The 24,125-nt window shown below is 32.0% G+C and carries 40 protein-coding genes; 8 read left to right on the top strand and 32 right to left on the bottom strand.

The features are described 5' to 3' along the window. Nucleotides 1-55 precede the first annotated feature (55 nt). From JN168_RS10355 to JN168_RS10370, 4 genes are all read right to left on the bottom strand, one after another. The gene (locus tag JN168_RS10355) at nucleotides 56-730 is read right to left on the bottom strand and encodes a hypothetical protein (protein ID WP_107579286.1); all 675 of its coding nucleotides are present in this window, start codon (nucleotides 728-730) and stop codon (nucleotides 56-58) included. A gap of 189 nt (nucleotides 731-919) precedes the next feature. After that, a complete protein-coding gene (locus tag JN168_RS10360; protein WP_107527187.1) occupies nucleotides 920-1,321 on the bottom strand; it encodes a hypothetical protein in 402 nt (133 codons plus the stop codon). After that, the gene (gene rinB / locus JN168_RS10365; protein WP_107579285.1) at nucleotides 1,322-1,480 is read right to left on the bottom strand and encodes a transcriptional activator RinB; all 159 of its coding nucleotides are present in this window, start codon (nucleotides 1,478-1,480) and stop codon (nucleotides 1,322-1,324) included. Beyond that, nucleotides 1,481-1,633, bottom strand: coding sequence for a DUF1381 domain-containing protein (locus JN168_RS10370; protein WP_107527189.1), 153 nt, complete (start codon nucleotides 1,631-1,633; stop codon nucleotides 1,481-1,483). It lies immediately after the preceding gene. A gap of 109 nt (nucleotides 1,634-1,742) precedes the next feature. On the opposite strand from JN168_RS10370, the gene JN168_RS10375 reads away from it, so the two are divergent. Continuing rightward, nucleotides 1,743-2,075, top strand: a complete 333-nt coding sequence (locus JN168_RS10375; protein ID WP_279525872.1) for a magnetosome magnetite crystal formation protein family — start codon at nucleotides 1,743-1,745, stop codon at nucleotides 2,073-2,075. Between the two features lie 68 nt (nucleotides 2,076-2,143). Here JN168_RS10375 and JN168_RS10380 read toward each other — a convergent pair whose 3' ends face one another. After that, on the bottom strand, nucleotides 2,144-2,443 hold the full coding sequence (locus tag JN168_RS10380; RefSeq protein ID WP_107579283.1) for a MazG-like family protein: 300 nt from the start codon (nucleotides 2,441-2,443) through the stop codon (nucleotides 2,144-2,146). 184 nt (nucleotides 2,444-2,627) lie between these two features. Here JN168_RS10380 and JN168_RS10385 point away from each other — a divergent pair, with 184 nt between their 5' ends. After that, the gene (locus JN168_RS10385) at nucleotides 2,628-3,485 is read left to right on the top strand and encodes a DUF4393 domain-containing protein (RefSeq protein ID WP_119650724.1); all 858 of its coding nucleotides are present in this window, start codon (nucleotides 2,628-2,630) and stop codon (nucleotides 3,483-3,485) included. A 109-nt stretch (nucleotides 3,486-3,594) separates the two neighbouring features. On the opposite strand, the gene JN168_RS10390 is transcribed toward JN168_RS10385, so the two are convergent. Genes JN168_RS10390 through JN168_RS10475 form a run of 18 tightly spaced genes read right to left on the bottom strand, consistent with a single transcriptional unit; the run spans nucleotide 3,595 to nucleotide 11,004 of the window. After that, complete coding sequence (locus JN168_RS10390) at nucleotides 3,595-3,804, bottom strand: hypothetical protein (protein ID WP_279525873.1); 210 nt, start codon at nucleotides 3,802-3,804, stop codon at nucleotides 3,595-3,597. Beyond that, on the bottom strand, nucleotides 3,805-4,158 hold the full coding sequence (locus JN168_RS10395; protein WP_107579783.1) for an SA1788 family PVL leukocidin-associated protein: 354 nt from the start codon (nucleotides 4,156-4,158) through the stop codon (nucleotides 3,805-3,807). Further along, on the bottom strand, nucleotides 4,158-4,355 hold the full coding sequence (locus tag JN168_RS10400) for a hypothetical protein (protein ID WP_232162270.1): 198 nt from the start codon (nucleotides 4,353-4,355) through the stop codon (nucleotides 4,158-4,160). Before JN168_RS10400 ends, JN168_RS10395 begins: the two co-directional genes overlap by 1 nt. After that, entirely contained in the window at nucleotides 4,352-4,765 is a 414-nt protein-coding gene (locus JN168_RS10405; protein ID WP_107579784.1) for a DUF1064 domain-containing protein, read from the bottom strand. Before JN168_RS10405 ends, JN168_RS10400 begins: the two co-directional genes overlap by 4 nt. A gap of 10 nt (nucleotides 4,766-4,775) precedes the next feature. Beyond that, nucleotides 4,776-4,988 (bottom strand): DUF3269 family protein, encoded by a 213-nt coding sequence (locus JN168_RS10410; protein WP_279525874.1) that lies wholly within the window; start codon nucleotides 4,986-4,988, stop codon nucleotides 4,776-4,778. After that, nucleotides 4,989-5,150 carry a hypothetical protein gene (locus JN168_RS10415; protein WP_220454555.1) on the bottom strand — a complete coding sequence of 54 codons (162 nt, stop codon included), beginning with the start codon at nucleotides 5,148-5,150 and terminating at the stop codon, nucleotides 4,989-4,991. Beyond that, complete coding sequence (locus tag JN168_RS10420; protein ID WP_279525875.1) at nucleotides 5,147-5,932, bottom strand: ATP-binding protein; 786 nt, start codon at nucleotides 5,930-5,932, stop codon at nucleotides 5,147-5,149. The genes JN168_RS10415 and JN168_RS10420 overlap by 4 nt, the downstream gene beginning before the upstream one ends. A gap of 11 nt (nucleotides 5,933-5,943) precedes the next feature. Continuing rightward, nucleotides 5,944-6,693 (bottom strand): conserved phage C-terminal domain-containing protein, encoded by a 750-nt coding sequence (locus JN168_RS10425; RefSeq protein WP_107579787.1) that lies wholly within the window; start codon nucleotides 6,691-6,693, stop codon nucleotides 5,944-5,946. Beyond that, nucleotides 6,680-6,931 (bottom strand): helix-turn-helix domain-containing protein, encoded by a 252-nt coding sequence (locus tag JN168_RS10430; protein ID WP_107579788.1) that lies wholly within the window; start codon nucleotides 6,929-6,931, stop codon nucleotides 6,680-6,682. The genes JN168_RS10425 and JN168_RS10430 overlap by 14 nt, the downstream gene beginning before the upstream one ends. After that, on the bottom strand, nucleotides 6,928-7,596 hold the full coding sequence (locus JN168_RS10435) for a putative HNHc nuclease (RefSeq protein WP_107579789.1): 669 nt from the start codon (nucleotides 7,594-7,596) through the stop codon (nucleotides 6,928-6,930). Before JN168_RS10435 ends, JN168_RS10430 begins: the two co-directional genes overlap by 4 nt. A gap of 11 nt (nucleotides 7,597-7,607) precedes the next feature. Then, a complete protein-coding gene (ssb, locus tag JN168_RS10440) occupies nucleotides 7,608-8,018 on the bottom strand; it encodes a single-stranded DNA-binding protein (RefSeq protein WP_279525876.1) in 411 nt (136 codons plus the stop codon). Beyond that, a complete protein-coding gene (locus tag JN168_RS10445; protein WP_107579791.1) occupies nucleotides 8,015-8,650 on the bottom strand; it encodes an ERF family protein in 636 nt (211 codons plus the stop codon). The genes ssb and JN168_RS10445 overlap by 4 nt, the downstream gene beginning before the upstream one ends. Continuing rightward, nucleotides 8,651-9,136: a siphovirus Gp157 family protein gene (locus tag JN168_RS10450; RefSeq protein WP_107579792.1), complete on the bottom strand. Its 486-nt coding sequence runs from the start codon at nucleotides 9,134-9,136 to the stop codon at nucleotides 8,651-8,653. A gap of 11 nt (nucleotides 9,137-9,147) precedes the next feature. After that, nucleotides 9,148-9,411: a DUF1108 family protein gene (locus tag JN168_RS10455; protein ID WP_107579793.1), complete on the bottom strand. Its 264-nt coding sequence runs from the start codon at nucleotides 9,409-9,411 to the stop codon at nucleotides 9,148-9,150. A gap of 59 nt (nucleotides 9,412-9,470) precedes the next feature. After that, entirely contained in the window at nucleotides 9,471-9,644 is a 174-nt protein-coding gene (locus tag JN168_RS10460; RefSeq protein ID WP_158262024.1) for a hypothetical protein, read from the bottom strand. A 4-nt stretch (nucleotides 9,645-9,648) separates the two neighbouring features. Beyond that, nucleotides 9,649-9,963 (bottom strand): DUF771 domain-containing protein, encoded by a 315-nt coding sequence (locus JN168_RS10465; RefSeq protein WP_107579794.1) that lies wholly within the window; start codon nucleotides 9,961-9,963, stop codon nucleotides 9,649-9,651. Between the two features lie 13 nt (nucleotides 9,964-9,976). Further along, nucleotides 9,977-10,732, bottom strand: a complete 756-nt coding sequence (locus JN168_RS10470; RefSeq protein WP_279525877.1) for a phage antirepressor KilAC domain-containing protein — start codon at nucleotides 10,730-10,732, stop codon at nucleotides 9,977-9,979. A gap of 59 nt (nucleotides 10,733-10,791) precedes the next feature. After that, nucleotides 10,792-11,004, bottom strand: coding sequence for a helix-turn-helix transcriptional regulator (locus JN168_RS10475; RefSeq protein WP_107579796.1), 213 nt, complete (start codon nucleotides 11,002-11,004; stop codon nucleotides 10,792-10,794). A 197-nt stretch (nucleotides 11,005-11,201) separates the two neighbouring features. Here JN168_RS10475 and JN168_RS10480 point away from each other — a divergent pair, with 197 nt between their 5' ends. From JN168_RS10480 to JN168_RS10505, 6 genes are all read left to right on the top strand, one after another. Further along, nucleotides 11,202-11,543: a helix-turn-helix domain-containing protein gene (locus JN168_RS10480; protein WP_107579797.1), complete on the top strand. Its 342-nt coding sequence runs from the start codon at nucleotides 11,202-11,204 to the stop codon at nucleotides 11,541-11,543. Nucleotides 11,544-11,554: 11 nt separating this feature from the next. Continuing rightward, nucleotides 11,555-11,809 (top strand): hypothetical protein, encoded by a 255-nt coding sequence (locus JN168_RS10485; protein WP_279525878.1) that lies wholly within the window; start codon nucleotides 11,555-11,557, stop codon nucleotides 11,807-11,809. Nucleotides 11,810-12,141: 332 nt separating this feature from the next. Next, a complete protein-coding gene (locus JN168_RS10490) occupies nucleotides 12,142-12,267 on the top strand; it encodes a hypothetical protein (RefSeq protein WP_259340438.1) in 126 nt (41 codons plus the stop codon). A gap of 236 nt (nucleotides 12,268-12,503) precedes the next feature. Continuing rightward, the gene (locus JN168_RS10495) at nucleotides 12,504-13,541 is read left to right on the top strand and encodes a tyrosine-type recombinase/integrase (RefSeq protein ID WP_107579799.1); all 1,038 of its coding nucleotides are present in this window, start codon (nucleotides 12,504-12,506) and stop codon (nucleotides 13,539-13,541) included. Nucleotides 13,542-13,811: 270 nt separating this feature from the next. Continuing rightward, nucleotides 13,812-14,213 (top strand): cytidine deaminase, encoded by a 402-nt coding sequence (locus tag JN168_RS10500; RefSeq protein WP_229367013.1) that lies wholly within the window; start codon nucleotides 13,812-13,814, stop codon nucleotides 14,211-14,213. A gap of 37 nt (nucleotides 14,214-14,250) precedes the next feature. Further along, nucleotides 14,251-14,577, top strand: a complete 327-nt coding sequence (locus JN168_RS10505) for a putative quinol monooxygenase (RefSeq protein ID WP_279525879.1) — start codon at nucleotides 14,251-14,253, stop codon at nucleotides 14,575-14,577. 341 nt (nucleotides 14,578-14,918) lie between these two features. Here the strand turns inward: JN168_RS10505 and JN168_RS10510 are convergent, their stop codons facing one another. From JN168_RS10510 to hprK, 9 genes are all read right to left on the bottom strand, one after another. After that, complete coding sequence (locus JN168_RS10510) at nucleotides 14,919-15,638, bottom strand: SAM-dependent methyltransferase (protein ID WP_232154837.1); 720 nt, start codon at nucleotides 15,636-15,638, stop codon at nucleotides 14,919-14,921. Between the two features lie 176 nt (nucleotides 15,639-15,814). Further along, a complete protein-coding gene (gene whiA, locus JN168_RS10515) occupies nucleotides 15,815-16,762 on the bottom strand; it encodes a DNA-binding protein WhiA (RefSeq protein ID WP_042738240.1) in 948 nt (315 codons plus the stop codon). A 41-nt stretch (nucleotides 16,763-16,803) separates the two neighbouring features. After that, nucleotides 16,804-17,799 (bottom strand): gluconeogenesis factor YvcK family protein, encoded by a 996-nt coding sequence (locus tag JN168_RS10520; protein ID WP_279525880.1) that lies wholly within the window; start codon nucleotides 17,797-17,799, stop codon nucleotides 16,804-16,806. Continuing rightward, nucleotides 17,786-18,712, bottom strand: a complete 927-nt coding sequence (gene rapZ, locus JN168_RS10525; RefSeq protein ID WP_229367005.1) for an RNase adapter RapZ — start codon at nucleotides 18,710-18,712, stop codon at nucleotides 17,786-17,788. Before rapZ ends, JN168_RS10520 begins: the two co-directional genes overlap by 14 nt. 422 nt (nucleotides 18,713-19,134) lie before the next feature. Then, on the bottom strand, nucleotides 19,135-20,079 hold the full coding sequence (gene trxB, locus JN168_RS10530) for a thioredoxin-disulfide reductase (RefSeq protein ID WP_042738237.1): 945 nt from the start codon (nucleotides 20,077-20,079) through the stop codon (nucleotides 19,135-19,137). A 65-nt stretch (nucleotides 20,080-20,144) separates the two neighbouring features. Continuing rightward, the gene (locus tag JN168_RS10535; protein ID WP_279525881.1) at nucleotides 20,145-21,581 is read right to left on the bottom strand and encodes a tetratricopeptide repeat protein; all 1,437 of its coding nucleotides are present in this window, start codon (nucleotides 21,579-21,581) and stop codon (nucleotides 20,145-20,147) included. 29 nt (nucleotides 21,582-21,610) lie between these two features. Further along, nucleotides 21,611-22,084: an acyltransferase gene (locus JN168_RS10540; RefSeq protein WP_042738266.1), complete on the bottom strand. Its 474-nt coding sequence runs from the start codon at nucleotides 22,082-22,084 to the stop codon at nucleotides 21,611-21,613. A gap of 9 nt (nucleotides 22,085-22,093) precedes the next feature. After that, nucleotides 22,094-22,930 carry a prolipoprotein diacylglyceryl transferase gene (gene lgt, locus JN168_RS10545; RefSeq protein ID WP_279525882.1) on the bottom strand — a complete coding sequence of 279 codons (837 nt, stop codon included), beginning with the start codon at nucleotides 22,928-22,930 and terminating at the stop codon, nucleotides 22,094-22,096. 3 nt (nucleotides 22,931-22,933) lie between these two features. Beyond that, complete coding sequence (gene hprK / locus JN168_RS10550; RefSeq protein ID WP_042738234.1) at nucleotides 22,934-23,869, bottom strand: HPr(Ser) kinase/phosphatase; 936 nt, start codon at nucleotides 23,867-23,869, stop codon at nucleotides 22,934-22,936. Between the last annotated feature and the right edge of the window lie 256 nt (nucleotides 23,870-24,125).

The following is a 24,125-nucleotide window of genomic DNA, read 5'->3' on the forward strand; positions in this document are numbered from 1 at the left end:
ACTATCACCTTCTTATCGCTAATTGCTTATTAAATTTATGCATAAAAAAAGAACATCAATAACGATGCCCTTTTATCACGTCTAATACACTAAGTATTTTTTCTTCTTTTATTTTTTGATTCTCATCAATCACTTTTAAGTCGGATTCTAATTCTTTTTTCACTCTATCAAAATTTCTATTATTACGGTTATATACCCCCTCTGGTCCTATAAAAGTTACTAAACCCTTTTCTTTTACAATCCCTTTATTAATCATAAGCTCATTTCCATGAGTGATATCGTTTCTATATTTTCGCGTCAATCTATTGTTTACATCTGGTAATTGAGGATATCCAGCTTTAGTTAATTTTTCTGTTTCAATCTCATTCCTAAATGGTTGTATCGTCTTACTTTCGAACTTTGGAGTTGGTAAGCCTAATTTATTCTGTTTATAAACTAAGTATGTATATAAACTTATTTTGATTAATATATCATCTACAGTAGCTAACATACGTATATACATATTCATATCATATAATACATCAATAGACTTGCTAAAAGAATCGTTTTGGCCTTCGCTATTTTTAAACTTTTTAAGAGATTCTTTGAACCTTTCGTTGGCTTTCATAGTGATGAAATAATTATCGTCATATATACCTAACAATTTATATAACTTTCCCTCATTGTCATCTGATATCATATGTTCTTTAAAAAAATCATTGTATTTCAATAAAAATTGACCATTATTCATTAATCTTCCTCCTAATTCCGTTATATATAGTGTACAACAAAAAAGGCACCCATTTATTAGTGAATGCCATAAACATATATTCAGGAGGAATAGAATGTTTTCGGGTTGAGGTAAAACCTCTATAATCATTATATAAAATATATCTACTAACTCAAAATACTGTCATTTCAGTCATTTTCGTCATTTTTGTCACTGTAACAAATATATTTTTTCTGCTAATTCATCACGTCTTGCCAAGAAGTTATTACGATTTAATTTAGAATTAGGAAGGTTCTTAATTATATCATCACGTCTATATCCTTTTTTTAACAATTCTAAGAAGCAAAAGTCTACGTGGCCTAGTTTTTGTTGTGATTTATTAATGAACTCAACTTCTTCTAACATTTGAGCGTATCGCTTATTCGTTTTCTCTAACCTTAGCACAACATCCTCTACCTTACTACTGTTCCCTCCTTGAGGTTTAGGCATAGTAGATTGCACACCATACTGCGCTATGGAATTACTATCATATTCTGGCACTACATCTGCTAACACGTTACTTTTCATCATATGCGTACCAATCATATTTACTATCGATTCTTTTGAGTACATCTACTTAGTCACCTCGTTTAAATGTGTATGATCATATATACTAAAATCTCTAGGAGCATCCACATCATCATTTGCTTGTAGTCTGATAATCACTTGCTCAGTTATATATTTACTTAATTCATATAAAGCTATGATTGTTAATGTTTTAATTATTCTCATTCACTCACTGTCCTTTCTTTCATTAAATATACATTCCGCCTCTTCCTTACTCTCTGCCTCAACCACAGTAAATGTTTCGTTCTCACGTGCTTTAGTTACATGAGTGAATGCGTGACCGGTTGAATCTGTTAAGGTGCGTATTAGGTATTGCATTTAATCACTGTCCTTCTAACAATATTGTTATGTTATCTAAATTATATTTACTTAGTTATGTTTGTTTGATAATCTTCTTGTTAATAAAATGAACAAGGAGGTATACTATATGTCGAATCAATCAACTCAATCAGAAAAATTGTTAGCTGCTTTATCATATTTCAGTGTATTTTTTGCACCAATCTTATTTCCTATTATTGTATGGATATTAGCAAACAAACCTGTTTCTACTCATGCTAAAAAATCATTAGCTTATCACATTTTGCCTTACATTTTAATGTTTATAGGTGCAGGTTTAATTGGTTTAACTGAATCTACACCTAGCCAAGGATTAAGCATAACTTTCATTGTTATAACTGTTATTGCTTTTATCGGTGCAGTTTATTACGTTATATATAATTTATATTGCGGTATTAAAGTTCTGTTAAAAGATAATCTATAATATCTAGCCCCTGAATAGGGGCTTTTTATTTTTTTAACACCTCTTTAACTTTTTGTAGTATGTCTTTATTACAAGTCTGACTCTTTGATGAACGTTCCATTGATTGTCTTTCCTTTTCTTCCTTTGATTTCGTCATACGCGTACTGTAAACACTCCTCTAATGTCATTCCATGTTGTTGTGCCAATATAATTAATGTAACGACTGTATCGCCTATACCGTCTTTTAAATCGTCTAGTTTGTTGCGTGATAAAGCTGCACCAACTTCGCCAGCTTCTTCATAGAATTTCAATGCTTGTCTATCTGAATTACCTTTATCTAGGTTTTTGTCTATACTCCATTGTTCTACTTGTTTAATTAATTCATTCATATTAATTGTCCTCTCTAAATTTATTCTTATTCTCTCTCATAAGCTTTTTGTTAGTTATATACGTTGAACATTATTGATTTTAATTAATTTTAATTCAGTAAATATTGATACCTTTATCTTTTAACCTCTCTAATACTCCAATCTGATATAATTAATTTATCTATATGAAGGGAGTTGTAAATAAATGGATCCATTCTTATTCAATGGAGTAAACAAATTCATTGAAGGTGCCACAGAAGGTCCTATAAAAACATTTAATAAAACATGGGAACTTGTTTTCGGAGGGTTTCACCTTTACACCGATAAGATTCAATTCAAAAGAGAAAGAAGTTTTGAAATATTTAAAAAGCAATTTAAAGATGAAATCTCATTTGTACCAGAAGAAAATTTACAAGAACCACAAATATCTTTATTAGGCCCAGCTCTTGAAGCATCAAAATTTTATATTGAAGAAGAAAGTTTAAGTAAAATGTTCGCTAAATTAATAGCATCTTCAATGGATAATAGAAAAGATTATGTTACTCATCATTCGTTCGTAGAAATTATAAAGCAATTTTCTCCAAATGACGCTATACTTCTAAAACACTTAAGTTATAATCCTGTTCATCCTGCAGCTAAATTTAAAGCTGTAATCAACAAAGATAGTGATGCAATAAATCTTTCTGACTCGTTAATCAAAGATTCACCATTAGACATTCATTCAACTGAATTATCTATAAATAATTTAGTAAGATTAGGCTTACTAAAAGAAAATTTCGGTTTATTATCACTTACTAAACCTGGTATTTATGATGAATTTTACAAATCTACTTTTTATACTTATTTTTCTAATAAAATAAAATCAGAAAAAGAGAGTCCTTATCTAAATGGTGTAAAACAACTATTAAAAGAAAACCTAAATATTGAACAGGTGTGTTCTAGAATTAATGTTGAATATACTAATCTATTAAGCGTTCTTCAACCATGGGTTCTAGACTTTGACAAGGGATCTGTTAATTTGACTGCTTATGGAAAATCATTTATTCGAGCATGTATAGATTAACTAAAAGGTGACGAAAAATAATTTTTATCTTTTTTTGTCTTATATGCACTCTTAATTTCTTCCGTCAAGGTAACAATTAGGAGTGTTATTTTTAATGCTTGATTTAAGTTCATTTCGATTCCTCCAATCTATCAAAATAGTTTTCATCTGTAACTGTGTATAGATTACCGACCGAATCAATCACTGCCTTATTTTTATCATCGTCATCAAATTCTAATTCAATTACTTTACCTACAACTGCCATACCTTCGCTATATTCACTCTTGCCTAAGTCATACACAATGATGTGTTCACCTTTGTTCAAGTCTTTGATTTTCATTTAATGCACCGCCTTCGGGTAAATACTTGTTTTCATTAAGTACTCACACCATTTACTACGTTCATGTTTTTGAGGTGTACCATCGTATAGCCATGGACGCTCACTCTGCTGCTTTTCTTCCAACAGATTGCCATACGCATTTCTTTCTCGTTCTTCTCTTTCTCGTTCTTGCACCATAAATCTATAATCGTCTAACTTCATACCTTGAGGGACATAGCAAGCCTCTTTTACTGTCCAATTATATTCAAGTCGTTTTCGTATTTGAGACTTACTAATACCATTTAGATTAGCCTGCTCCATATATTCATCTGGAAACTCATATACCTTCTCTCTAATTCTCATCGTATTTTCCATCAGCTATATCTCCAATCCATAATTTTTACTTTGTCAAATTCAATAAATTGTCCGTCTAGATAATCATTCTTATGCAATTCCATATCTCTATCGATTGCTTCTTCTATATTGTGATTTTCGTAATAATCATACACGGGTATTTCTACTTGTCGTTCAAACGTTGCGTCATAACGGATTGTGATTGTTTCCATTTTCATCGTTCATCACCTTTAGCTTTCTTCCTCTCACGTCTTGCCACTTTCAATTCTTCGTAAGTTATCCAGTCTTTACCTGTGTACTTAGGTGCTTTACATATCCAAGTAAGTTTTACATCGGGATATAGATATCTAAATAACTTTGCTTTTAACTTTGCTGTTTCAGTAGCCATGCCTTTAACGTCTATAACCTCGATTAGCTTTCCATCATTCCACAATGCAAAGTCTGCAATATATTCTGTCTTACGTTGCTTTTTAGTCTTAGGAATCAACTCGTAACGTGGTTGTAATTCGATATGATCATATCCACCTACATGTAATCTTTGTTCTAAATATTGGTAGTAGTCGCATTCAACTTTGCTATCGAACGTTATACCTTTATACTCAACTTTCTTTGCATTGTATTTACTCATTCAGCCACTCCTACAAGAAATCAAATATATTCGTTTGATCTGCTCTTACTAAGTTGTATTCTTGTTTAATTTCTTCTAATCTTTCGTTTGTAATTGTGTATTCATCTAAACTAAAATGCTTATTTAATCCAAATACTCTGTTGTTATTTCCGTTCAATGGGATAACATCTATCTTTTTATTTGTATTAGCTTGCTTCAATTGATATTCAGTACTTAATCCCATTTATTTCACCTCACGTATAGCAGGTCTTGTATGACGTTCATTTAATTTTTGGATAAATAGATAGTACGCTTTCTTTTCGTCTCCATTTGCCCACTCTATAATTTTCTTAGCGTATATATCAGAACACTCAAGATTTTGTTTAATAAATTCTACAGTTATCAAAATTTGATACCTCGCATTCGGTAATCTTCACCGTCCATTTTGACTAATGTTGTATTCGACATCATACGACTGAATATACGTTGAGCGTCTTTGTTTTTACTTAACTCTTGCGCATTCAAATTCGTTGTATAAATGTTGTGCTTGCCTACTCTTGATTCAATCAGCTCAAACATCTTACTTGTCGCAAATTCGTTCATATTAATACCGAAGTCATCGAATACCATTAAATCAACATCACTGATTACTTGATTTAATTCTTGTTCCGTTAAATTACTGTCTTTGTTGTATGTGCCTTTTATTGTTGAAATAAGTTGTGGTACATTCATATAAAGCACTGAATAACCTTTATCTTTCACAGTTTTCACTATCGACATACTTAAATGTGATTTACCTGTTCCGAATGATCCTTGTAACAATAACGATTGTTTATTATCTAATGTGAAGTTATTTGCATATCTCTCACATAACGCTTTCGCTCTCGCTAAATCTTCATTTGTTGCTTTATAGTTATCAAAAGCGCAGTTAGCTAAATCATCGTTTATAATTGATTTCTTAAATATATTGTTAGCTTTTTGTGACTTATGATGTTGTTCAAACGCTGCTTTTCTTTCTTTCGCTAGCTTTATCATTTCGCAATCACAACCATCTTTAACTACATAACCTGTATCAAATTCATAGTAGTCATAAGTACGTCCACATTTATCACACTTCAAACCGTATTCTTGTTTAACTAATTCATTTTTAAATCCTACTTTACTTGCTATGCTTTCAAAGTGATTCATTTAATCACTCCCTAAAATAAGTTGGCATATGGGTTGTTGCTTGTTCCATCATCACTTGTTTGTTGATTAAGGTAACTTTCAAACTTGGTCCCAAATAGTGTTTCCGGTCTAAGATACTTCTCCATATCTGTGCCTTTCCATTCAGCTACTTTATTATTAATAACAGTTAGGAATTCCTGTTCGTTAAACCCTTCATTAAATCTAGCTTTAATTAAGTCTTTAGTTTTCCTAGTTGTCGATTTATAATGCTTACCTGTATTTTGATTAAGATGTTCAATAATTGAATCGTAAGGATACATAGTCGAGGAACTCGACATAGTATTACCATAATTATTAGTATTGTTATTATTAGTTAAATCATTATTAGTACTATTATTATTAGTAGTATGCCTTTGACGGTTTTCCGTTTGCCCGTTTTCCGCCAAACCGTTTTCCGTTTGCCCGTTTTCCGCGAAAGGCATTTCGGTTGGAATCTCATAAACTAGGTATTCATAGCCTTTGAATGTTCCTTTTTCACTTCTTTTTAATGTCCTTTTGATGTAACCAGCATCCATCAGTTCTTTTACTGCACTATTTACTGACTTAATACCGTCTATCATGTGTTTCTGTATTTCACTTGTATAAATTTGCCAGTCATTAGGTCTACTAAGTAAATAAAGTAATATCCCTTTAGCTCTAGCTGACAATTTAGAATCGTATATAAATTGCTTGTGTACTAGTACGAAATCGCCATCTTGTTTAACTGTTCTAAACGTTGCCATCTTTCTCACCTTCTCCATACAGCAACCAATTCACTGTAGTATCATAGTCCTTTGCTATTCGTCTTAATCTGTCTAATGTAGGAATATTATCCCCGCGTTCCCATTTACTAACAACACTTTTACTTGCGTTATACGGTGCGCCAAATTCACCTTGTATTTGTCCTGACTTTGCTCTAAGTGATGCAATCCTGTAACCAATACTTTTTCTATCAGTTACTCTAATTGCTTTAGCTATCATTGTTTTTCACCTCGTAACATGCGATTTAATTTTTCATCTACTTTAATCCAGCTATCCTTAAGTGCATATCTTTCGTTGAATGTATCCTTACCTATTTGATGTTGTTCCGTATGATGTTTTCTACATAGAGCTAACACTTCATTTCCGTAATGATCTATTTCATTTCTGTTCCTTCCTCTACCTACTGCGTATCTATGTGCTAAATCGCTATTAGGAGTGCCACAAATGACACAAATACGATTGATGGTAGATTTATATAAAAAGTAATTATCATTGCTTAAAAGGTCACTGGTAGCCTTATTCATTGGAACGTTATGAGTAAATACAAAGTCGATTATTAATTGGATTAATTCACTTGCCTGTCGTCTACTACAGTTACTTAATGAAATTGGTTCATATCCGTTTAAGAATTCTAATTGCTTTTGGAACATATATCGCAAGTAGTCCATTGGCTGTCCGTAATGGTTGTATATATCTCGTATCATTGCGAATATTTTACGACGTTGTTTATCGGTAATCTTATACGGATCATTCACTACAACATCACATTCAACTTCTAATCCATTATCCAAAAGTAAGAAGTCTTTTCCAGATAGTGTTACACCCTTGACAACGACCGTAATTTCGCCGTTGTCTTGTTGGATGTAGCTTTTTATAACTGCCATCTAATCACGTCCTAGAATGGTAAATCATCATCATCTATATCAATAGAATTATTGTTATTTTCAAATGGGTTACTATTATTTTGGCTATTATTATTGTTATTCTTTTTCGGCTCTATAAATTGAACATTATCTGCTACTACCTCAGTAACAAAAACTTTATTACCTTCATTATTTTCATAGTTACGAGTTTGAATTCTTCCATCCACACCAGCTAAGAAACCTTTATTTAGAAAATTATTTACATTGTCAGCTTGCTTACGAAACGTCACACAATTAATAAAGTCCGCCTCACGTTCACCTTGAGCATTAGTAAATGTACGGTTAACTGCTAATGTGAATTTTGTTACACTTACTCCATTTGGTGTCACTCGATGTTCTGGGTCTTTTGTTAATCTGCCAACTAATATTGTTCTATTTATCATTGTTCAATCTCCTTTAAATATTTATTAATCACGTTATGCGTTTGAGCTATTTCTCTTACAGTTAATTCATCTATTTGGGCATTTTGTAATCTGGTGATTGTTTCTTTATATTCCTCAGATCGTCCATTTTCTACTACTACACCAATAAAGGTTTCAATAGCTTTTCTCAATTCATCTTTTTGTGTCTTTGTCGGTGAATTTGTTTTCGCTTGCGTTGCTTTTGGTTTGCCATTTACTCCGCTTGCATAATTTCCATCATCATCTTGATCACTAGTAATACCAAAAACTGCAGATAAGGAATATCGTTTTAAATAACTTATTAATGCACCAGCTCCTTGAGCAGTTTCTTTATCTGCTTTCATAAATACAGGGTCAAATTCAATAAATTCTCCACTTTCGTGTAATACCATTGTTGATACTCCAACTCTTCCATTAGCATCATTTGATGCCCATTGTGTAAAAGAAAGCCCTAAAGATGGTGCAACATCATCAATTGCCTCAACTACATTTTCAAGTGGGACATATTTACTTTTAAAAAAAGGATTATTTGCATCTTTCATCGGTTGCTTAACTTTTTTGTGAAACTCTACTAACGCCTTATTAATTTCTACAATAGATTCTGATTTGTTCATCTATCTCACCCTCAGACTTCTTGTTTGTTTAATTGCTACACCTGGTACATCGCTATTTTCTTTCAAGAACTTTAATAGTGATTTTCTATCTAATTTAGGTGCTTGGGATAACCAAAATTCTTTCGGTATATCCTTTTCTTCAGTAACTTCTAAACTTGGCGGATTGTTTTGGATATTATAACAATTCAATGCTGTTTTGAATTTAGTCTTACCTGTTGCTTCCATTGCTTCTTTTAACGATTCTTTCAAGCGATCAATACCGTTTTTATTTGTTGCTTTACGTTGCTGCAATCTTTTAATTTCTTCATCGATTGTTTTATTATCACTCTCTAATGATTTGATAACTGATACATAGCCATCTGCTTTATCTTCTAATGCATCGTTAATACTTGCTAAGGTGTCATTTAAAACATCTTCATCACCTTGTTCAGCTATTAAGTCGTAAACTTGTTTGTAATTATCGGTTAAATTAAATAATGTACTCATTTAAATTCCTCCTACCATGCCATCACCGCAGTTATTATATTGTCGGCTTCGTCAGTGTTTTCTTCTAACCAGTTGAATACAGCTTGCCCTAAATAATCACGAGCATAATCAAAACCTGTCATCTCATCAATGTTGATTTCATCTATTACTTCATGTTGTAACGTTTCGATAGATATATTAACTTCGAATTGTGTTATCTTCTTAACTCTCAATGTGAAATGGAATCCTTGTATGTTAACCACTTTCTTAGTTTCTTCATTTATTTCGTAATACATTGACGAAACACCTCATTCCATGTATATTTATGTTGTATATTTTGTAAAACTTCTGACTGTTAAGCGTTGGCGCGCTTAGCGGTCTTTTTTTCTGCGTAATATGTGTTCCAAAATGCGTAACTACCTATATAGCTTGCGATTGCAAATACTACGCTGTAATAAAAATCAAAAGTTATCATAGAAAAAATCATTGTGCTTAGTACTGCAGTTGACCATGCTAAAATGTGTCTCATGTCATCACTCCTTTCCATGTATAGATTCAAAGTTTTCATTAATAAAACGGTTCATCTTTCTAGCATTAAACCTCCAACGATTAAACTCGCTGTTTGGATAATGTGCTATACCTTCTTTTCTTAATATTTTTTCAAATTTAGGATTGTACAATAACTTGTCTTTGATAGTGTCTACTGACGACATTTTCAATTTTTGTTTTAAATCGTTCATATCCCATACCGGATTAAGCGTTAATTCAATTAACTTTTGGAATTCTTCTTTCTCAACTAACATGTGTGTTTCTGGTACTGGTACCGTTACTTGAAATGTTTGTGACATTCATACCACCCCCCTATTGTTCGATTATTGGTAGTACATTATTTTCTTTTAAAAGTTCGTATATGAACAATCGACCTTTTTGCGTCCACTTCGTATTCATTCGTACTGATGTGCTGCCATCTTTGTGTTCGATTTCCTTAGTTGAAGAATGTGTATAACCTTCACCATGAATATTTGAATAAAGTAACCACTGTCCAGATTGTTTGTATTGCACTTTTAAATCATGCAGCAGTTTATTTAACGATTGCGCTGACATGCCGTAATCTTTAGCGATTTGACCAACTGTTACTAAACTCTTGTTTTGTAGTATTGAATCTAAGTAAGATGCTTTAGGTTCATATTCTGCAATTTTTTGTTTATTCATATTATTTTCAAGTTGTAATTGCTCATTGTTTTCTAATGTTTCAAGTAATTGAGCTACTGCTTCTTTGTATGAACCAGGAAGTCTGTTTTGTAATTGATTTTCCATTTCGTTAAACTTATTAATGTAAGCTAGTTTAAAATCGTTATGCCCTTGAATATTGAACATGTACAAAGTGAAACCGTCTTTAGTTAGTAGGTATTCTCTATTGCGTTTACCGTTACTAGCTTTATATTGATTTGAAATTAATAGAGCCGAAATGTCGGCTGTACTATTTTTAATCATTTCGTCGATACCTTCTAAAACGTGCTTGTGTTGTCTCCCTAATTCTTTTGCGACCGTTCTACTTGAAACTACTAACCCTAATTTTGAATTGTTCTCAATTTCAATAGATGCTAAATTATTCATACTTCTTCCTCCTGAGCTTCACCACTTCACTTTCAACTACACTTAAAGTGAAGTATGGTTTAAAATTTTTTTGGTAGCCTTAGAAAATCGGCATCCATTCCATATATATATGCCAATGCATAAACCACCATGTGTTTAGGTACTACATTTCCTTTTTCCCAATCAATGTAAGATCGCTTGCTTACGCCTAACTTATCGGCTATTTGCTCTTGCGTATAACCCTTTTCTACACGAGCGCCTTTCAATGATAAGGTTTCTATATATGTTTTCATTAATTCACCTCCATAGCTCAACCGTTTTTGTTTAATCAAGCTATGCCACTATATTAGTACACTAAAAGTGAAGTGTCAATACTTTAAGTGCAATTAAATTAAATAATATCTTTTTAGTGAAGTTACTTTACTTTTTGTGAAGTTGGTGTTAATATATTTTATATAAGAAGCGTTTCGAAATTCGAGGAGGAAAGCACATGGCAAAAGAAATATTAGCTCAAAATTTAAAAGCTTTATTGGATAGAAAAGGTAAAACTCAAACTGAAATGGCAAAAGATTTAAATTTAAGAGAATCTACTGTAAGTAGTTGGGTTAATGGTGTTAAATATCCTAGACGCGATAAAATAGAAATGTTAGCGGACTATTTTAATGTTAATCCGTCAGATATTACTGAAGATCAATCTATATCCAATAAAAATAATAATATTTCAGAAATCATTGCTGCTCACATCGATGATGATGCTTCAGAAGAAGAAATTGAAGAAATATTAGCTTATATTGAGACGAAAAGAATGATGAGAAGAAACCGTAAGAAATAAGGGGAATGTATATGCAATTAAGAGAAGTATTACTAGATACCAACCCAGAAGTGCTATTAGATGTCGATTACGATTTACCTGCTAAAGCTGGTGGCTATTACTTAAGAGATGAAGTAGATCCAAATGGTTTGATTACAATTACAGGTAAACTAGATTATTATGTACAAAATGGAATATTGGCAGAAGAACTAGGGCATCACGAAACAACAACCAGTAATATTTTAAATGCTTACACTCATTCCGATGGAGTTAATGTTATAAGTTAAAAAGAAGAGTTAAAAGCTCGAAGACGTGGTTACGAATTAGCAGTACCTTTACAAAAATTAATTGATTGTTATGAGAGAGGCGTTTGGGGAAATGTCTATGAAATGTGTCTGTCAATGGGAATAGACAGATCGTATTTCAAACAAGTTATAGAGGATTATAAAGTTAGGTATGGCCCATTTGTCAAACACAATGATTATGTGATTAATTTTGAACCATTGGATATCGAAAAATTGGATTAGCTATATTTTTTTGCCGTTTTTTAAGTAGTTATACAACATAGTTGTATATCCACTTATTTTAATTAGATAAAATAACATAAGGTGGTGATACTATGAATGCAGAAGAGAAAGAACTTAAAAGACGAAAAAAAGAAAACCTATTTTGGTTCATAATGGGAAATGTGACTATGCTATTTCTAATTATGATAATAGTTACAGCAGTATTAGCAGCGAATTAACAGTTTCAAAGAGTTATAAATATTGGAGATCTTAGAAAGAAAAGAAACAAAACACATGCTTCATTTCACTATTAAAACCCAAATGGCAATATTTTTAGGCATAGTGTACCTGTAACACATTCTAATTATATTATTGAGAAAGAATTATATCAATTAGAACAAAAGGTTGATAAATAACTTAAATTCGGGCAGTCCTTACTGCCCTATATATTTTTATCTTTTTTAGGAGGGATAGTATGCAAACACGTTGTTATGACGGTAAAAAATGGCAATATGAGTTTAAATATGAGGGTAAACGATACCGTAAAAAAGGGTTTAGAACTAAACGTGAAGCAAATTCTGCGGGTATAGACAAATTAAGTGAATTAAAAAAAGGTTATAATTTCGATAATACATTAACTTTAGAAGAATTTTTTAAAAATTGGTGTGAAACATACAAAGAACCGGTAGTATCTCCTTCTACTTATCGTCATTACATGTTTACGTTACAACATATCCAAAACAGTAAAATAGGTAAGGTAGAACTATCAAGTTTGAATAGGCAAATGTATCAAAAATTTATTAACGATTTTTCAAAAAAACATGCAAAAGAAACTATACGCAAAACAAATGGTGCTATTCGTTCAGCATTAAATGATGCTATGTATGATGGTTTAATCAATAAAAATCCCACCTATAAAGTAAGTTATAAAGCTGGAAATGAAAGCAAAAATGAAAGCGAAAAATATATATCATTAACTGAATATGAAAAATTAAAAGAGTATTTTAAAAATAAAAATACTCGTTCCGGGTTAGCTCTATATGTCATGATTTGTACTGGTTGTAGAATTAGTGGGGTTAAATATATGAAAATGGAATATATAGATCAAGTTAATAACCAATTATATATAGACGAACACAAAACAGATTCGTCTCCTAGACATGTAAACATAGCGAAATCAGACATGAAACACATATTAAAAGTTATTGAAAGTAACCCTATAAGTTTTGATGGCTATATCTTTAAAGAAGCAGGTTCTATTATTACCTCTAACGCTATTAATAAAACACTAAAAAAAGCATGCGATAAATTAGGTATTCCTACCATAACATCACATGCTATACGTCATACCCATTGTTCATATCTTTTAGCAAAAGGTGTATCAATTTATTATATTTCAAAACGATTAGGTCACAAAAATATATCCATAACCACTTCAATTTATTCTCATTTATTAGAAGAAAAATATAAAGAAGAAAATGATAAAGCTATAAGTATTTTAGATGCAATGTAGTTTTAGGGACCCATTAGGGACTTAAAACACCTTAAATACTGGCAGTGCAAGCTTCGAACATTCCCTTCGAGGGGATACCTAACCCATAATTACATACAATTTAAGATAAAGAACCCCATAATGATGGGGTTCTTTTTATATTATCTATCAATAATGTACTATATTCTACAATATTTCAGAGACTTTTTGGGATTCAATAATTAATATTAATGTTATATAATAACAAGTAATAATTTCTGAATTTTCAGTCATTTACACAGGAGGAAAAACATGTCTATAGAAAAACAACTTTTTGAAGCTGCTAAGTCTTTAATCGAACTTAGATATCCGAATGGTTGGGGTGGTGCGGCAGCTATGTATTCACTAAATGGCAATATCTACACTTCAATAGCACCTGAAGTTATAAATGCATCTACGAATTTATGTATTGAAACTGGTGCCATTTTGGAAGCACATAAAAATAATGATCCAATCACACATACAATTTGTGTTGTAAGAGATGATGAACAAAGTCAGTTTAAGATTCTTACACCTTGTGGTACTTGTCAAGAGCGCTTAAAATATTGGGGTAGTGAAATTAAAGCAGCTGTTACTGACAAAAACTTTACTCTAACATTTGTTACACTTAAAGAATTACAACCTTATCATTGGTCACAAGCATATTACGATTAAATATTTAATTAATGCATTTAGATAGGAGATTTTTAAAATGAGTTTAACCGTAAATTTATATTATACTGGTAAAAATGGAAGCGCAAAACGCTTTATCGAAGCTATGATTAATGAAGGAATTGTAGCAAGAATTAAAGCGCAACCTGGTAATTTAAAATATGATTATTTCTTATCTTATGAAGATCCTGAAACTGTGTTACTGATAGATAGTTGGATAAATCAAGAAGCATTGGATAAGCATCATGCTTCAGATATGATGAAAGAAATTGCTGCATTACGAGATAAATATGATTTACATATGAAAATGGAATGTTACAAAGAAGATAATAGTTCACAGAATGATGATCATTTTTTAAGAAAGTAATCGTAACTTTACGCAAAAGTGACTTACCGCAAAAAATCATCATATACATCAACTTCATTGATTGACTGCGCATTTCGCGACTTCTAATGGCAGTATTAAGAGGTGCGTTCTGAACTACATCTTATCCTAAACATGCAAGCAACAATAAGACAAAGTGTTAACTTAATGATTATCACTTTGTCTTTTTTAATATGATTTTATAATGCTATTTTTTTAATTATTTTCAACAAAAATATCAGTCCGACTTTCACAACTTATATCAGTTTGATAATAGTAAACTTTTTACAGCATAAACTATCAATTTCATTTTCTAATTATTATGGTTATAATTCTGTGTTATGTTATAGCTCAACTTTTTCATTACCTCTTATTGTAATTTTCATCATAGTATGCGCATTTTTTTGAAATTCATAATCAACTTTAATCAGTTCTGTCTCATGACCTAAATCTGAAATATAGCTCAAAATCTCAGATAGATATTGGTATTGCTCACCTTTTAAATCAACTATAGGAAAAATTCTAATTTCATTCTTTGACACTCGAAGCATTTCATTAATGCAAGCACGATGAAATTCATAATCTAACTGGTCAGCGTACATAAATAAAAAATGTGCAGATAATAAAATATCAAAACTATGATCTGCAAATGGCAGAACAGGCAACTTCGCGGCTATATAATCTTCCTTATTAATGACCATATCCGAATAACAATTCTCTAATGCTTGGATGCGCGAATTTTTTAATTCTTGTGTATTCTTAAAATATGTCCAATTATAAAGATGCTTTGCTTTCTCTATATTTTCTATCGCATGTTCAATATCTTGTTGCCCTTTCTTATATAATGATTGTTTATCAAAATAATAAGCTATGTCACATGATTTAATATTTATTGAAGACGATTTCATTTGAGACCCAAAAGCACATGCACCTGCTGGACAATCAAGTATATTCTTCCCCTTTAATTCTGACGCATTTAAATTAAACATTTTCATATATTCATCAAACGTACGTCCAATAAATATAATTCTATCTAGACTTAACCGATCTGTATTTACGCTCAAACAAAACACATCCTTCACAAAATTGATTTCATATATCCATCTTTTAACTTAACATTTATTAGAATATTCTGAAATAAGTGATTAAATAAAAAAGAGTTCACTTATTAATGAGTGAACTCTAAATTTATACTGTTGTTAGTTTATAATAATTTCTTTAAAAGTTTCATACATATCTACTATTTCAATTCTAATGGTTCTCCGCTTCGAATTTTATCAGCCATTTCGTTTAATTTTCTTAAGCGGTGATTCACACCTGATTTTGAAATCGTACCTGTAGACATCATTTCACCTAATTCCTTTAAAGATACATCTTGATGTTCTACTCTTAATTTAGCAATCTCTCTTAATCTTTCTGGCAAATTATCCAGCCCAATTTCCTCATCAATCAGCTGTATGCTTTCAACTTGTTTCATTGCAGCACTTACAGTTTTATTTAAATTAGCTGTTTCACAGTTAACTAAACGATTTACTGAATTTCTCATATCTCTGACGATACGGACATCCTCAAATTTTAATAATGCTTGGAATCCTCCGATTAGGCTTAGGAAATCAGATATTTTTTCTGCTTCTTTTAAATAGGCAATGCTACCCTTTTTACGTTCTAAATGTTTCGCATTCAATTCATAATTATTCATTAATTGTGTTAAGCCTTCTGAATGATCTTCATATAATGAAAAAATTTCTAAATGATATGAAGACGTTTCTGGATTATTTACAGAGCCTCCTGCTAAAAAGGCCCCTCTTAAATAACTGCGTTTCATTTCATCATCTTGAATCATAGACTCATCAATTTCTCTAGTAAATACGCCATCCTTTAAGATACCTAAATCATTCAATATCTCTCTAGATTGTGATTTGATACGACAAATATAAATGTTATTCTTCTTTAGCTTCATTTTTTTTCTAACAAGTAGTTCTACTTCAACACCGAATACCTTTTTAATTAAAGAATAAATACGGCGTGCCGTCGTGGCATTTTCTGTTTGAACATTTATGACAAATTGCTGATTGGCAAGACTGAGCGCACCATTCATACGAATAAGTGCACTGAGCTCTGCTTTTGCATTCGCTTCATCAACTTCTATTCTCGTGAGTTCATTTTTCATATCGGATGCAAAGCTCATTGTTTATCAGTCCTTTCCTTACTAAATCACTTTAGTAATATTTATTTAGTCTTTTCATCTCTATTAAATTCAATTGTTTCTGTTTCGTTAATTGCGATTTCATAAATCATTTTAGCTAAAATTTCATAATTATGTCGTACATAATTTTGAGTTGAAATTTCAATTAAATCTGGGTGTGTCATCACTTTGATACCTAATTTTTCCATTTCTTGAATATCGCAATGTACAGGTTTAGCATTTTCCTCCCTGTAACGTCTCAACACTTCTTCATTATAGGTTTGTGGCCCACAAATTGCATAATCAATGCATCTTTTACCAATGTGTTCATGTATCGCTTTAACATGATCTTCTGCAGTGTAACCTGTTGTTTCACCAGGTTGTGTCATCACATTAGATACATATAATTTTGGTGCTTCACTTTGTAATAAAGCTTTACTAATACCTTTGACACATAGATTGGAAATCACGCTCGTATACAGCGAACCAGGACCAAGTACAATTAAATCAGCATCTTCTAATGCCCTAACCGCTTCTTCCATAGGCTCTACATCTTCAGGCTCTAAAAATACACGCTTAATCCTTTTATTCTTTTTTGGTATTTCTGACTCACCATAAACAACTTCACCATCCTCCATCACTGCATTTAAACGTACACTGGTATTCGTAGACGGAATCACTCGACCCTTTATATTTAAAATTTCACTCAATAACTTTACCGCATGACCAAAATCATCAGTAATATTTGTCAAAGCAGCAATAATTAAATTACCCAATGCATGTCCTTCGACTTGATTCTCTTTAAAACGATATTGAAATAGTTGATTTAACGTTGTTTCTGTTTCGCTTAATGCTGAAATTACATTTCGAATATCTCCAGGCGCAGGAATATCCATTTCATTTCTAATCTTACCTGTACTACCACCATCATCAGCTACAGTTACTATCGTAGTTATATCAATTTGGTAATCTCTTAAGCCACGTGCTAGTACGGATAAACCTGTGCCACCTCCGATGAGTACAAGTTTAATTTTTCTCATTTTTATTTCTCACGCCACTTTCAACATGTGCATCACGATGGTGCACATAGACATTATAGTCAAAGCTATCTTGCAAATCTGCTCCTATACGCTTTGCTAAAGCAACAGACCTATGTTGACCACCTGTACAACCAATTGCGATAACTAATTGTGATTTCCCTTCCTTTTTATAGCCAGGGATCATAAATTTTAGTAAATCCATTAATTTCTCAAAGAAAATATTTGTCTCTTTCCATTTCATCACATAATTGTATACAGGCTCATCTTCACCAGTAAGCGGTCTGAGTTCGTCAACATAATGAGGATTAGGTAGGAAACGTACGTCAAAGACTAAGTCTGCATCCATTTGAATACCATGCTTAAATCCAAAACTTGTCACACTGATATTAAAGGTATCTATATCATTGCGATTAAAGTAGTCTTCAACCCTTTTACGCAGTTCCTTTGGCTTCATATAAGATGTATCTATCGTATAATTAGCTAAACTTTTTATTTCATTTAAAAGATATCGCTCTTCATCTATAGATTCTATGAGTGAACGTTGTCCATTTTCATTTAATGGATGAGCTCTGCGTGTTTCTTTGTATCGAGAAATTAGCTTTTCATTTGAAGCTTCTAAGAATATTAAATCGACAATTAAATTAGTATTGCTCTTTATTTGATCTATTTCTTGAATCAATGATTTAAAAAGTTCTTTTCCTCTCAAATCAATTGCTATTGCAACCTTTTGTAATGATGGATTTCCCTGTTCCATCAATTCAACAAATTTTGGTAACAAAATGGGTGGCAAATTATCAACACAAAAATATCCAATATCTTCTAAACTTTGTATAACGACTGATTTACCAGCACCTGATAAGCCTGTTACAACCAATAATTCACTTTTAATTGTTTCCTTTTCTCCATGTTGCATATCTTCACACCATCCGTTACATATTTTCTATTACACTTCACTATAGATGACAATCTTATCAACCATATTGTCGTTGTATAAAATCAACTAATATTAATCATGCTATCATATTATATTTTACATTAAAAACCACATAGGTAATAGTTTATTATCTTAATTATTAAACCACATTTTAACGACTCCGTCTTTATGTACTTATCATTTTTTAAATAATATGTTTTTGTGTGAAAAATCTTATGCTATTTCTTTTCCCAAATAACTTTAAAGATAACAATAATAAACTTTTTATTAACCTCTTTCATATCTCTATATACATGCGTAAAAAAGCTAGAATGTTATATTCACCATTAATTCTATGTGATAAACATTCTAGCTATGACTGAATTATTATTTTATTGTTCGTGTACTGCGAATTATATTAATTATGCTTCAATTGTATCCATTAAGTGTTCGATATATGCAATGGCACTTTGTGCAGCAATACTACCGTCGCCAGTTGCAGTAACGATTTGACGTAAACCTTTATCACGAACATCTCCTGCTGCATAAACACCAGGAATGCTTGTACTCATATCTTCATTTGTTACGATATATCCAACTTCGTTTGTAATGCCTAAATTTTCAAATGGCGCAGTTAGTGGTTTCATACCGATATAAACAAACACACCGTCTGCGTCTAATGTTTGTTCAGCACCATCTTTAGTTGATTCTAATGTTACTGACCCTACTTTACCATCTTTTTCATTGATTGTTTTCAGTGTGTGACTCCAGATAAAGTCAATTTTGTCGTTTTTAAATGCACGATCTTGTAAGATTTTTTGTGCGCGTAGTTCATCTCTACGGTGAACGATTGTCACACTATCTGCAAATTTAGTTAAGAAAGTACCTTCCTCAACTGCTGAGTCACCGCCACCGATAACGAATAATTTTTTGCCTTTGAAAAATGCACCATCACATACGGCACAATAACTTACACCGCGGCCACCTAATTCTTGTTCGCCAGGAACACCGATTTTCTTATATTCTGCACCTGTTGAAATAATAACAGCACGTGCTGTAATTTCGCTATTACCTAAATTGATGACTTTATAGTCGCCTTTATCTTCAATTGATTTAATATCGCCATATTGGTATTTTGCACCAAATTTTTTAGCATGTTCGAACATTTTTGTTGATAAATCTGGTCCAGTTACCATTTCGAAACCTGGGAAATTTTCAACTTCTTCCGTATTCGCCATTTGTCCACCTGGCATACCACGCTCTATCATAACAGTGCTTAAATTTGCACGAGATGCATAAACTGCTGCAGTCATACCTGCTGGTCCAGCACCAATAATTGCAACATCAAAATCCACTTGTTCAGCCATTTAAATTGCCTCCTGTTTATTAATTCATTATGCGCATTATATATGATTTCTTGATTTTATTAAACTTATATGCTCAATAAATAATCTATGGTTTTATTTAATTTATAATTAGAAATTTCAAACCAGTCACAGACTTGTTGCTTTGTGACCTTTTGCTCAGAAGCTCTATAATGCATATACACATAAGCTGCAACATAAGCATTTACGTCTGTTAAATCTGATTGTTCGGCAATAATTGCTTCTGCTTGGTCAATCCAAATAATAAATAACATTTCATTATTTTTTAATGCTTCCACATTGTACATCATCAGTAGGCCTTTGTGAATGAAATCTAATTTAGTTAATTTTAAATCTTGAATTAAATAAGTTAGATATAACTTCTCATAATCATTCATTGTTTCTAATACAGACCAAATTTCTTCGGTCATAAATACTTCCTTACCCCTTAATTGATTCAATAAAAAAATACCATATAATCTATGGTGATTATCATCATTCATTAACAGTGGTAAAATTTGTTCATCAAAATATACTTTACTTTCGGCAATGACCCACGGTGCATAGCCAACGTCAACTTGTGCAATATCTTGTAATTTTGACCAAAAATATTTACTTTCTTCAATATTATTTAAATGGTAATAATTAAAACTGAGTGCATTATACATTTGAATTGAAAGAAATTTGCCTTTTTTATATAGAGGTAAGAGCACACTTTGCGAAGCTTCGTATTGCTTTAAATAACAAAGAACGATACCGAGTTTAAACGATTCATCTTCATTCATCGGTGCGACTTTATTCAATAAATTTAAATAGCGTTCATACTTTTCTACATCATTTGTATTGTACAGTAACAACGTGTAATGGCAGAGTGCGTGTACATCGGTGTTATCTTCAGCTAGTAATTGTTCAAACATTTCCCGTGCCGTATCATATTTATTGAGATATAAATAGCACATTGCAAGTAAATTACGTAGTACTCGATGTGCTTGAAGTGTGTCACTTTGCCTTAACAAATATTTCTGAGCATCTACTAAACGTCCATGTGAAAATAAATATTGGAAAATTAATTGTATGGCAAATAATTGACTCTCAATTTCTATTTTCTCTGGAGAATGATAAGATACTTCGAACATCTCTTCTAATTCTTCTTGATAATCTTCATCCTCAGCAAGAATAACGTAATTCATTCCAAATAAGAAGGCCTTATTAGGATCATTTTTTATAATATTTAACTGACTTAATTCGTAATAACTATCAGCAACGTCTTCATCTTGTGCAATGCTTTCATAATAAAGCTGTTCTGCTTTATTACTTAATCCCAATTTCACAAGACTTTCTGCATACTTTACTTTGCTCTCAAAATCATGGGGTGACATATCAAGCACTTTTCCGAAGTATTCTGCAGCCTTTTTATAATCTTGATGTTGAAATTTTTGTTCAGCTAATCGCTTATAAAAATGACTATCTAATTTCATTTGTATCACTTTATTGTTTTGCGCCATCTATGTTCACCTCCTAGTTACATGTTTCATTATTTAATTTGCATTGGATTGCCGTATGCGACAGCATAATCTGGAATATCCTTTGCAACGACCGTTCCAGCACCTACTTTGACATTACTACCTATCGTCACACCAGCTAAAATTGTAACATTTGCACCAATTAATGTGTTGTCACCAATCTGAACTGGTCCAGTGCGATATTCATCAACTAAAAATTCATGCGTTAAAATAGTTGTATTGTAGCCTATTACACAATTATTGCCAATAGTAATAAGTTCCGGCTTAATGATATCTGGAACAACCTTAAATGCAAAGGCTGTATTCGTACCTATCTTCATCTTTAATATATGCTGATATATCCATCGCTTAACCTTTAAGTTTGGCATATAGCGACATAGTTCTATGACTATCGTTTGCTTAAATACTTTAACGGCTTTGACATATCGATACATTTGCCAAAGGGGATTAGACCCCTTGGATGGCAACTTTGTTAACTTACGCATAAACAATCATCACTTCACCTTTTTAGTTGGCCAAGCTAAAGGTCCGACAGCTTTATACTGTGGCGCCTTATATTTCACTCTACGTATTACCATTATCACGATACCGACGATAATAAGTACTACGGACATCACTTGTGCAACTCTAATATGTTCTGTCAACATAAGACTATCCGTACGTAATCCTTCAACGAAAAATCTACCGATCGAATACCATATTAAATAGAGACACAACGTATCTCCAACACGTAAATGCTTTCTAATAAAGATTAACACAATAAAACCAATAATATCCCAAAGTGATTCGTATAAAAATGTCGGATGATAGTACTTACCATTTATATGCATATTCTCAATAATAAAATTTGGTATATGTAGGTTCTCTAAGAAACTCTTAGCAACAGGACCACCATGTGCTTCATGATTCATAAAGTTACCCCAACGACCTATACCTTGACCTAATATCATACTTGGTGCAATCACATCACCAGTTTGAAATGGATTGAGATTCTTATGTCTACACACAAAGATACCGGTAATAAATCCGCCTATTAAACCACCGTGTATTGCGATACCCCCATGCCAAATCATAGGGATTTCTATTGGATTCTGTGCATAATATGGCCATTGAAATATTACAAAGTAAATACGTGCAACGATAAATCCTACAATAGCACTCCAAAAAATAATATCTACTAGCGTATCTTTATCATGACCAATTCGCTTCACACTAGCCTGTGCAATAAAATAGCCAAGTAATATACCAGTAGCGATAATTATGCCATACCAACGTACTGAAATTGGTCCTAATTCAAATGCAATAGGATCAATATAATTTAAACTCATCATCAATTAGTTCTCCTCACTGTGGTGTCCATTTCTCATAATTTCAGCATTGAGACGATCATTGAATTCTTCAGCAGTGTTGATACCCATAATATTTAAACGATAATTCATCGCTGCTACTTCAATGATAACGGCCACGTTACGTCCAGGTCTGACTGGAATCGTCTTCTTCGTGATTTCATTATCTAGGATTTTTAACTTTTCCTCATTTAAACCAACACGGTCATACAATTTATCTTTGTGCCAATTTTCTAAATGAATATTTAAACGTAGTCTTTTTTCAGTTAAAATTGACCCCGCACCAAATAGCGTCATTACATTGATGATACCTAAACCTCTAATTTCAAGTAAATGTTCGATTAACTTTGGCGCTTTACCAATGAGTTCGTCTTTACTCACTTCTCGAATTTCGACATTATCATCTGCAACGAGTCGATGACCACGTTTAACAAGTTCTAATGCTGTTTCACTCTTACCGATACCAGAATCACCAGTAATTAAGACACCTACACCATAAACGTCAACTAACACACCATGTAATGAAGTCGTTCTAGCTAATTCATGTTCTAAAAACGTTGTCAAACGACCCATTAATTGTGTTGTCGCAATCGTTGATGTAATCAATGGTGTTTCAAGCTCAGTTGCAGCTTGTATCAACTCTTCAGGTGGTTCTAAATCACGCGTTACAATGATAGCTGGTGTTTCGGGGCGACATAGCTTTCTCATTCTACCCTTTCGCTCTTCATCTGGCAACAAGTTATAAAAAGATAATTCCGTTGTTCCCAATAACTGAATACGGTCAGAGGCATAATGAGAAAAATAACCTGCCATTTCTAAACCAGGTCTTGAAATATCAGTATTTTTAATTTGCTTATTTAAACCCGCTTCACCTGCAATAATTTCAAGTTCAAAGCGTTCGACTAAGCTTTTCGTAGTTAACATAGCTTCACCTCTATCAATATTTCTCCTACATTTGCGATATGTATTTATCATATCAAAAAGCATTGATAATCCATATTAAAAAGTGTAGTAGTTAATAAAATAATTCATACAATACTATTCTACCTTACATTTCTGTTTAGCGATATTACGATATTAAGTCTCTATAATCATGCTTTATCGCTAAATTTCAGCCTAAACTTATAATGCTTTATAGTAGTTAAATGAAATCTATTCGTTATGTATTGAACCAATAAAT

It is taken from the genome of Staphylococcus gallinarum, assembly GCF_029774255.1.
Classification (GTDB): Bacteria; Bacillota; Bacilli; order Staphylococcales; family Staphylococcaceae; genus Staphylococcus; species Staphylococcus gallinarum.

Bases quoted from the DNA above. Each gene is read 5' to 3' on its own strand.
- JN168_RS10450 (WP_107579792.1), bottom strand. From the start codon at position 9,136: ATGAGTACATTATTTAATTTAACCGATAATTACAAACAAGTTTACGAC.
- JN168_RS10430 (WP_107579788.1), bottom strand. From the start codon at position 6,931: ATGATAGCTAAAGCAATTAGAGTAACTGATAGAAAAAGTATTGGTTAC.
- JN168_RS10535 (WP_279525881.1), bottom strand. From the start codon at position 21,581: ATGGCGCAAAACAATAAAGTGATACAAATGAAATTAGATAGTCATTTT.
- whiA (WP_042738240.1), bottom strand. From the start codon at position 16,762: ATGAGCTTTGCATCCGATATGAAAAATGAACTCACGAGAATAGAAGTT.
- JN168_RS10520 (WP_279525880.1), bottom strand. From the start codon at position 17,799: ATGAGAAAAATTAAACTTGTACTCATCGGAGGTGGCACAGGTTTATCC.
- JN168_RS10480 (WP_107579797.1), top strand. From the start codon at position 11,202: ATGGCAAAAGAAATATTAGCTCAAAATTTAAAAGCTTTATTGGATAGA.
- JN168_RS10475 (WP_107579796.1), bottom strand. From the start codon at position 11,004: ATGAAAACATATATAGAAACCTTATCATTGAAAGGCGCTCGTGTAGAA.
- JN168_RS10360 (WP_107527187.1), bottom strand. From the start codon at position 1,321: ATGTACTCAAAAGAATCGATAGTAAATATGATTGGTACGCATATGATG.
- rinB (WP_107579285.1), bottom strand. From the start codon at position 1,480: ATGAGAATAATTAAAACATTAACAATCATAGCTTTATATGAATTAAGT.
- JN168_RS10490 (WP_259340438.1), top strand. From the start codon at position 12,142: ATGAATGCAGAAGAGAAAGAACTTAAAAGACGAAAAAAAGAAAACCTA.
- JN168_RS10455 (WP_107579793.1), bottom strand. From the start codon at position 9,411: ATGTATTACGAAATAAATGAAGAAACTAAGAAAGTGGTTAACATACAA.
- JN168_RS10390 (WP_279525873.1), bottom strand. From the start codon at position 3,804: ATGAAAATCAAAGACTTGAACAAAGGTGAACACATCATTGTGTATGAC.
- trxB (WP_042738237.1), bottom strand. From the start codon at position 20,079: ATGGCTGAACAAGTGGATTTTGATGTTGCAATTATTGGTGCTGGACCA.
- JN168_RS10355 (WP_107579286.1), bottom strand. From the start codon at position 730: ATGAATAATGGTCAATTTTTATTGAAATACAATGATTTTTTTAAAGAA.
- JN168_RS10495 (WP_107579799.1), top strand. From the start codon at position 12,504: ATGCAAACACGTTGTTATGACGGTAAAAAATGGCAATATGAGTTTAAA.
- JN168_RS10435 (WP_107579789.1), bottom strand. From the start codon at position 7,596: ATGGCAGTTATAAAAAGCTACATCCAACAAGACAACGGCGAAATTACG.
- JN168_RS10540 (WP_042738266.1), bottom strand. From the start codon at position 22,084: ATGCGTAAGTTAACAAAGTTGCCATCCAAGGGGTCTAATCCCCTTTGG.
- JN168_RS10460 (WP_158262024.1), bottom strand. From the start codon at position 9,644: ATGAGACACATTTTAGCATGGTCAACTGCAGTACTAAGCACAATGATT.
- ssb (WP_279525876.1), bottom strand. From the start codon at position 8,018: ATGATAAATAGAACAATATTAGTTGGCAGATTAACAAAAGACCCAGAA.
- JN168_RS10405 (WP_107579784.1), bottom strand. From the start codon at position 4,765: ATGAGTAAATACAATGCAAAGAAAGTTGAGTATAAAGGTATAACGTTC.
- lgt (WP_279525882.1), bottom strand. From the start codon at position 22,930: ATGATGAGTTTAAATTATATTGATCCTATTGCATTTGAATTAGGACCA.
- JN168_RS10445 (WP_107579791.1), bottom strand. From the start codon at position 8,650: ATGAACAAATCAGAATCTATTGTAGAAATTAATAAGGCGTTAGTAGAG.
- JN168_RS10425 (WP_107579787.1), bottom strand. From the start codon at position 6,693: ATGGCAACGTTTAGAACAGTTAAACAAGATGGCGATTTCGTACTAGTA.
- JN168_RS10505 (WP_279525879.1), top strand. From the start codon at position 14,251: ATGAGTTTAACCGTAAATTTATATTATACTGGTAAAAATGGAAGCGCA.
- JN168_RS10400 (WP_232162270.1), bottom strand. From the start codon at position 4,355: ATGAAAATGGAAACAATCACAATCCGTTATGACGCAACGTTTGAACGA.
- JN168_RS10385 (WP_119650724.1), top strand. From the start codon at position 2,628: ATGGATCCATTCTTATTCAATGGAGTAAACAAATTCATTGAAGGTGCC.
- JN168_RS10380 (WP_107579283.1), bottom strand. From the start codon at position 2,443: ATGAATGAATTAATTAAACAAGTAGAACAATGGAGTATAGACAAAAAC.
- JN168_RS10500 (WP_229367013.1), top strand. From the start codon at position 13,812: ATGTCTATAGAAAAACAACTTTTTGAAGCTGCTAAGTCTTTAATCGAA.
- JN168_RS10395 (WP_107579783.1), bottom strand. From the start codon at position 4,158: ATGGAAAATACGATGAGAATTAGAGAGAAGGTATATGAGTTTCCAGAT.
- JN168_RS10485 (WP_279525878.1), top strand. From the start codon at position 11,555: ATGCAATTAAGAGAAGTATTACTAGATACCAACCCAGAAGTGCTATTA.
- rapZ (WP_229367005.1), bottom strand. From the start codon at position 18,712: ATGCAACATGGAGAAAAGGAAACAATTAAAAGTGAATTATTGGTTGTA.
- hprK (WP_042738234.1), bottom strand. From the start codon at position 23,869: ATGTTAACTACGAAAAGCTTAGTCGAACGCTTTGAACTTGAAATTATT.
- JN168_RS10370 (WP_107527189.1), bottom strand. From the start codon at position 1,633: ATGCAATACCTAATACGCACCTTAACAGATTCAACCGGTCACGCATTC.
- JN168_RS10375 (WP_279525872.1), top strand. From the start codon at position 1,743: ATGTCGAATCAATCAACTCAATCAGAAAAATTGTTAGCTGCTTTATCA.
- JN168_RS10465 (WP_107579794.1), bottom strand. From the start codon at position 9,963: ATGTCACAAACATTTCAAGTAACGGTACCAGTACCAGAAACACACATG.
- JN168_RS10410 (WP_279525874.1), bottom strand. From the start codon at position 4,988: ATGGGATTAAGTACTGAATATCAATTGAAGCAAGCTAATACAAATAAA.
- JN168_RS10470 (WP_279525877.1), bottom strand. From the start codon at position 10,732: ATGAATAATTTAGCATCTATTGAAATTGAGAACAATTCAAAATTAGGG.
- JN168_RS10420 (WP_279525875.1), bottom strand. From the start codon at position 5,932: ATGAATCACTTTGAAAGCATAGCAAGTAAAGTAGGATTTAAAAATGAA.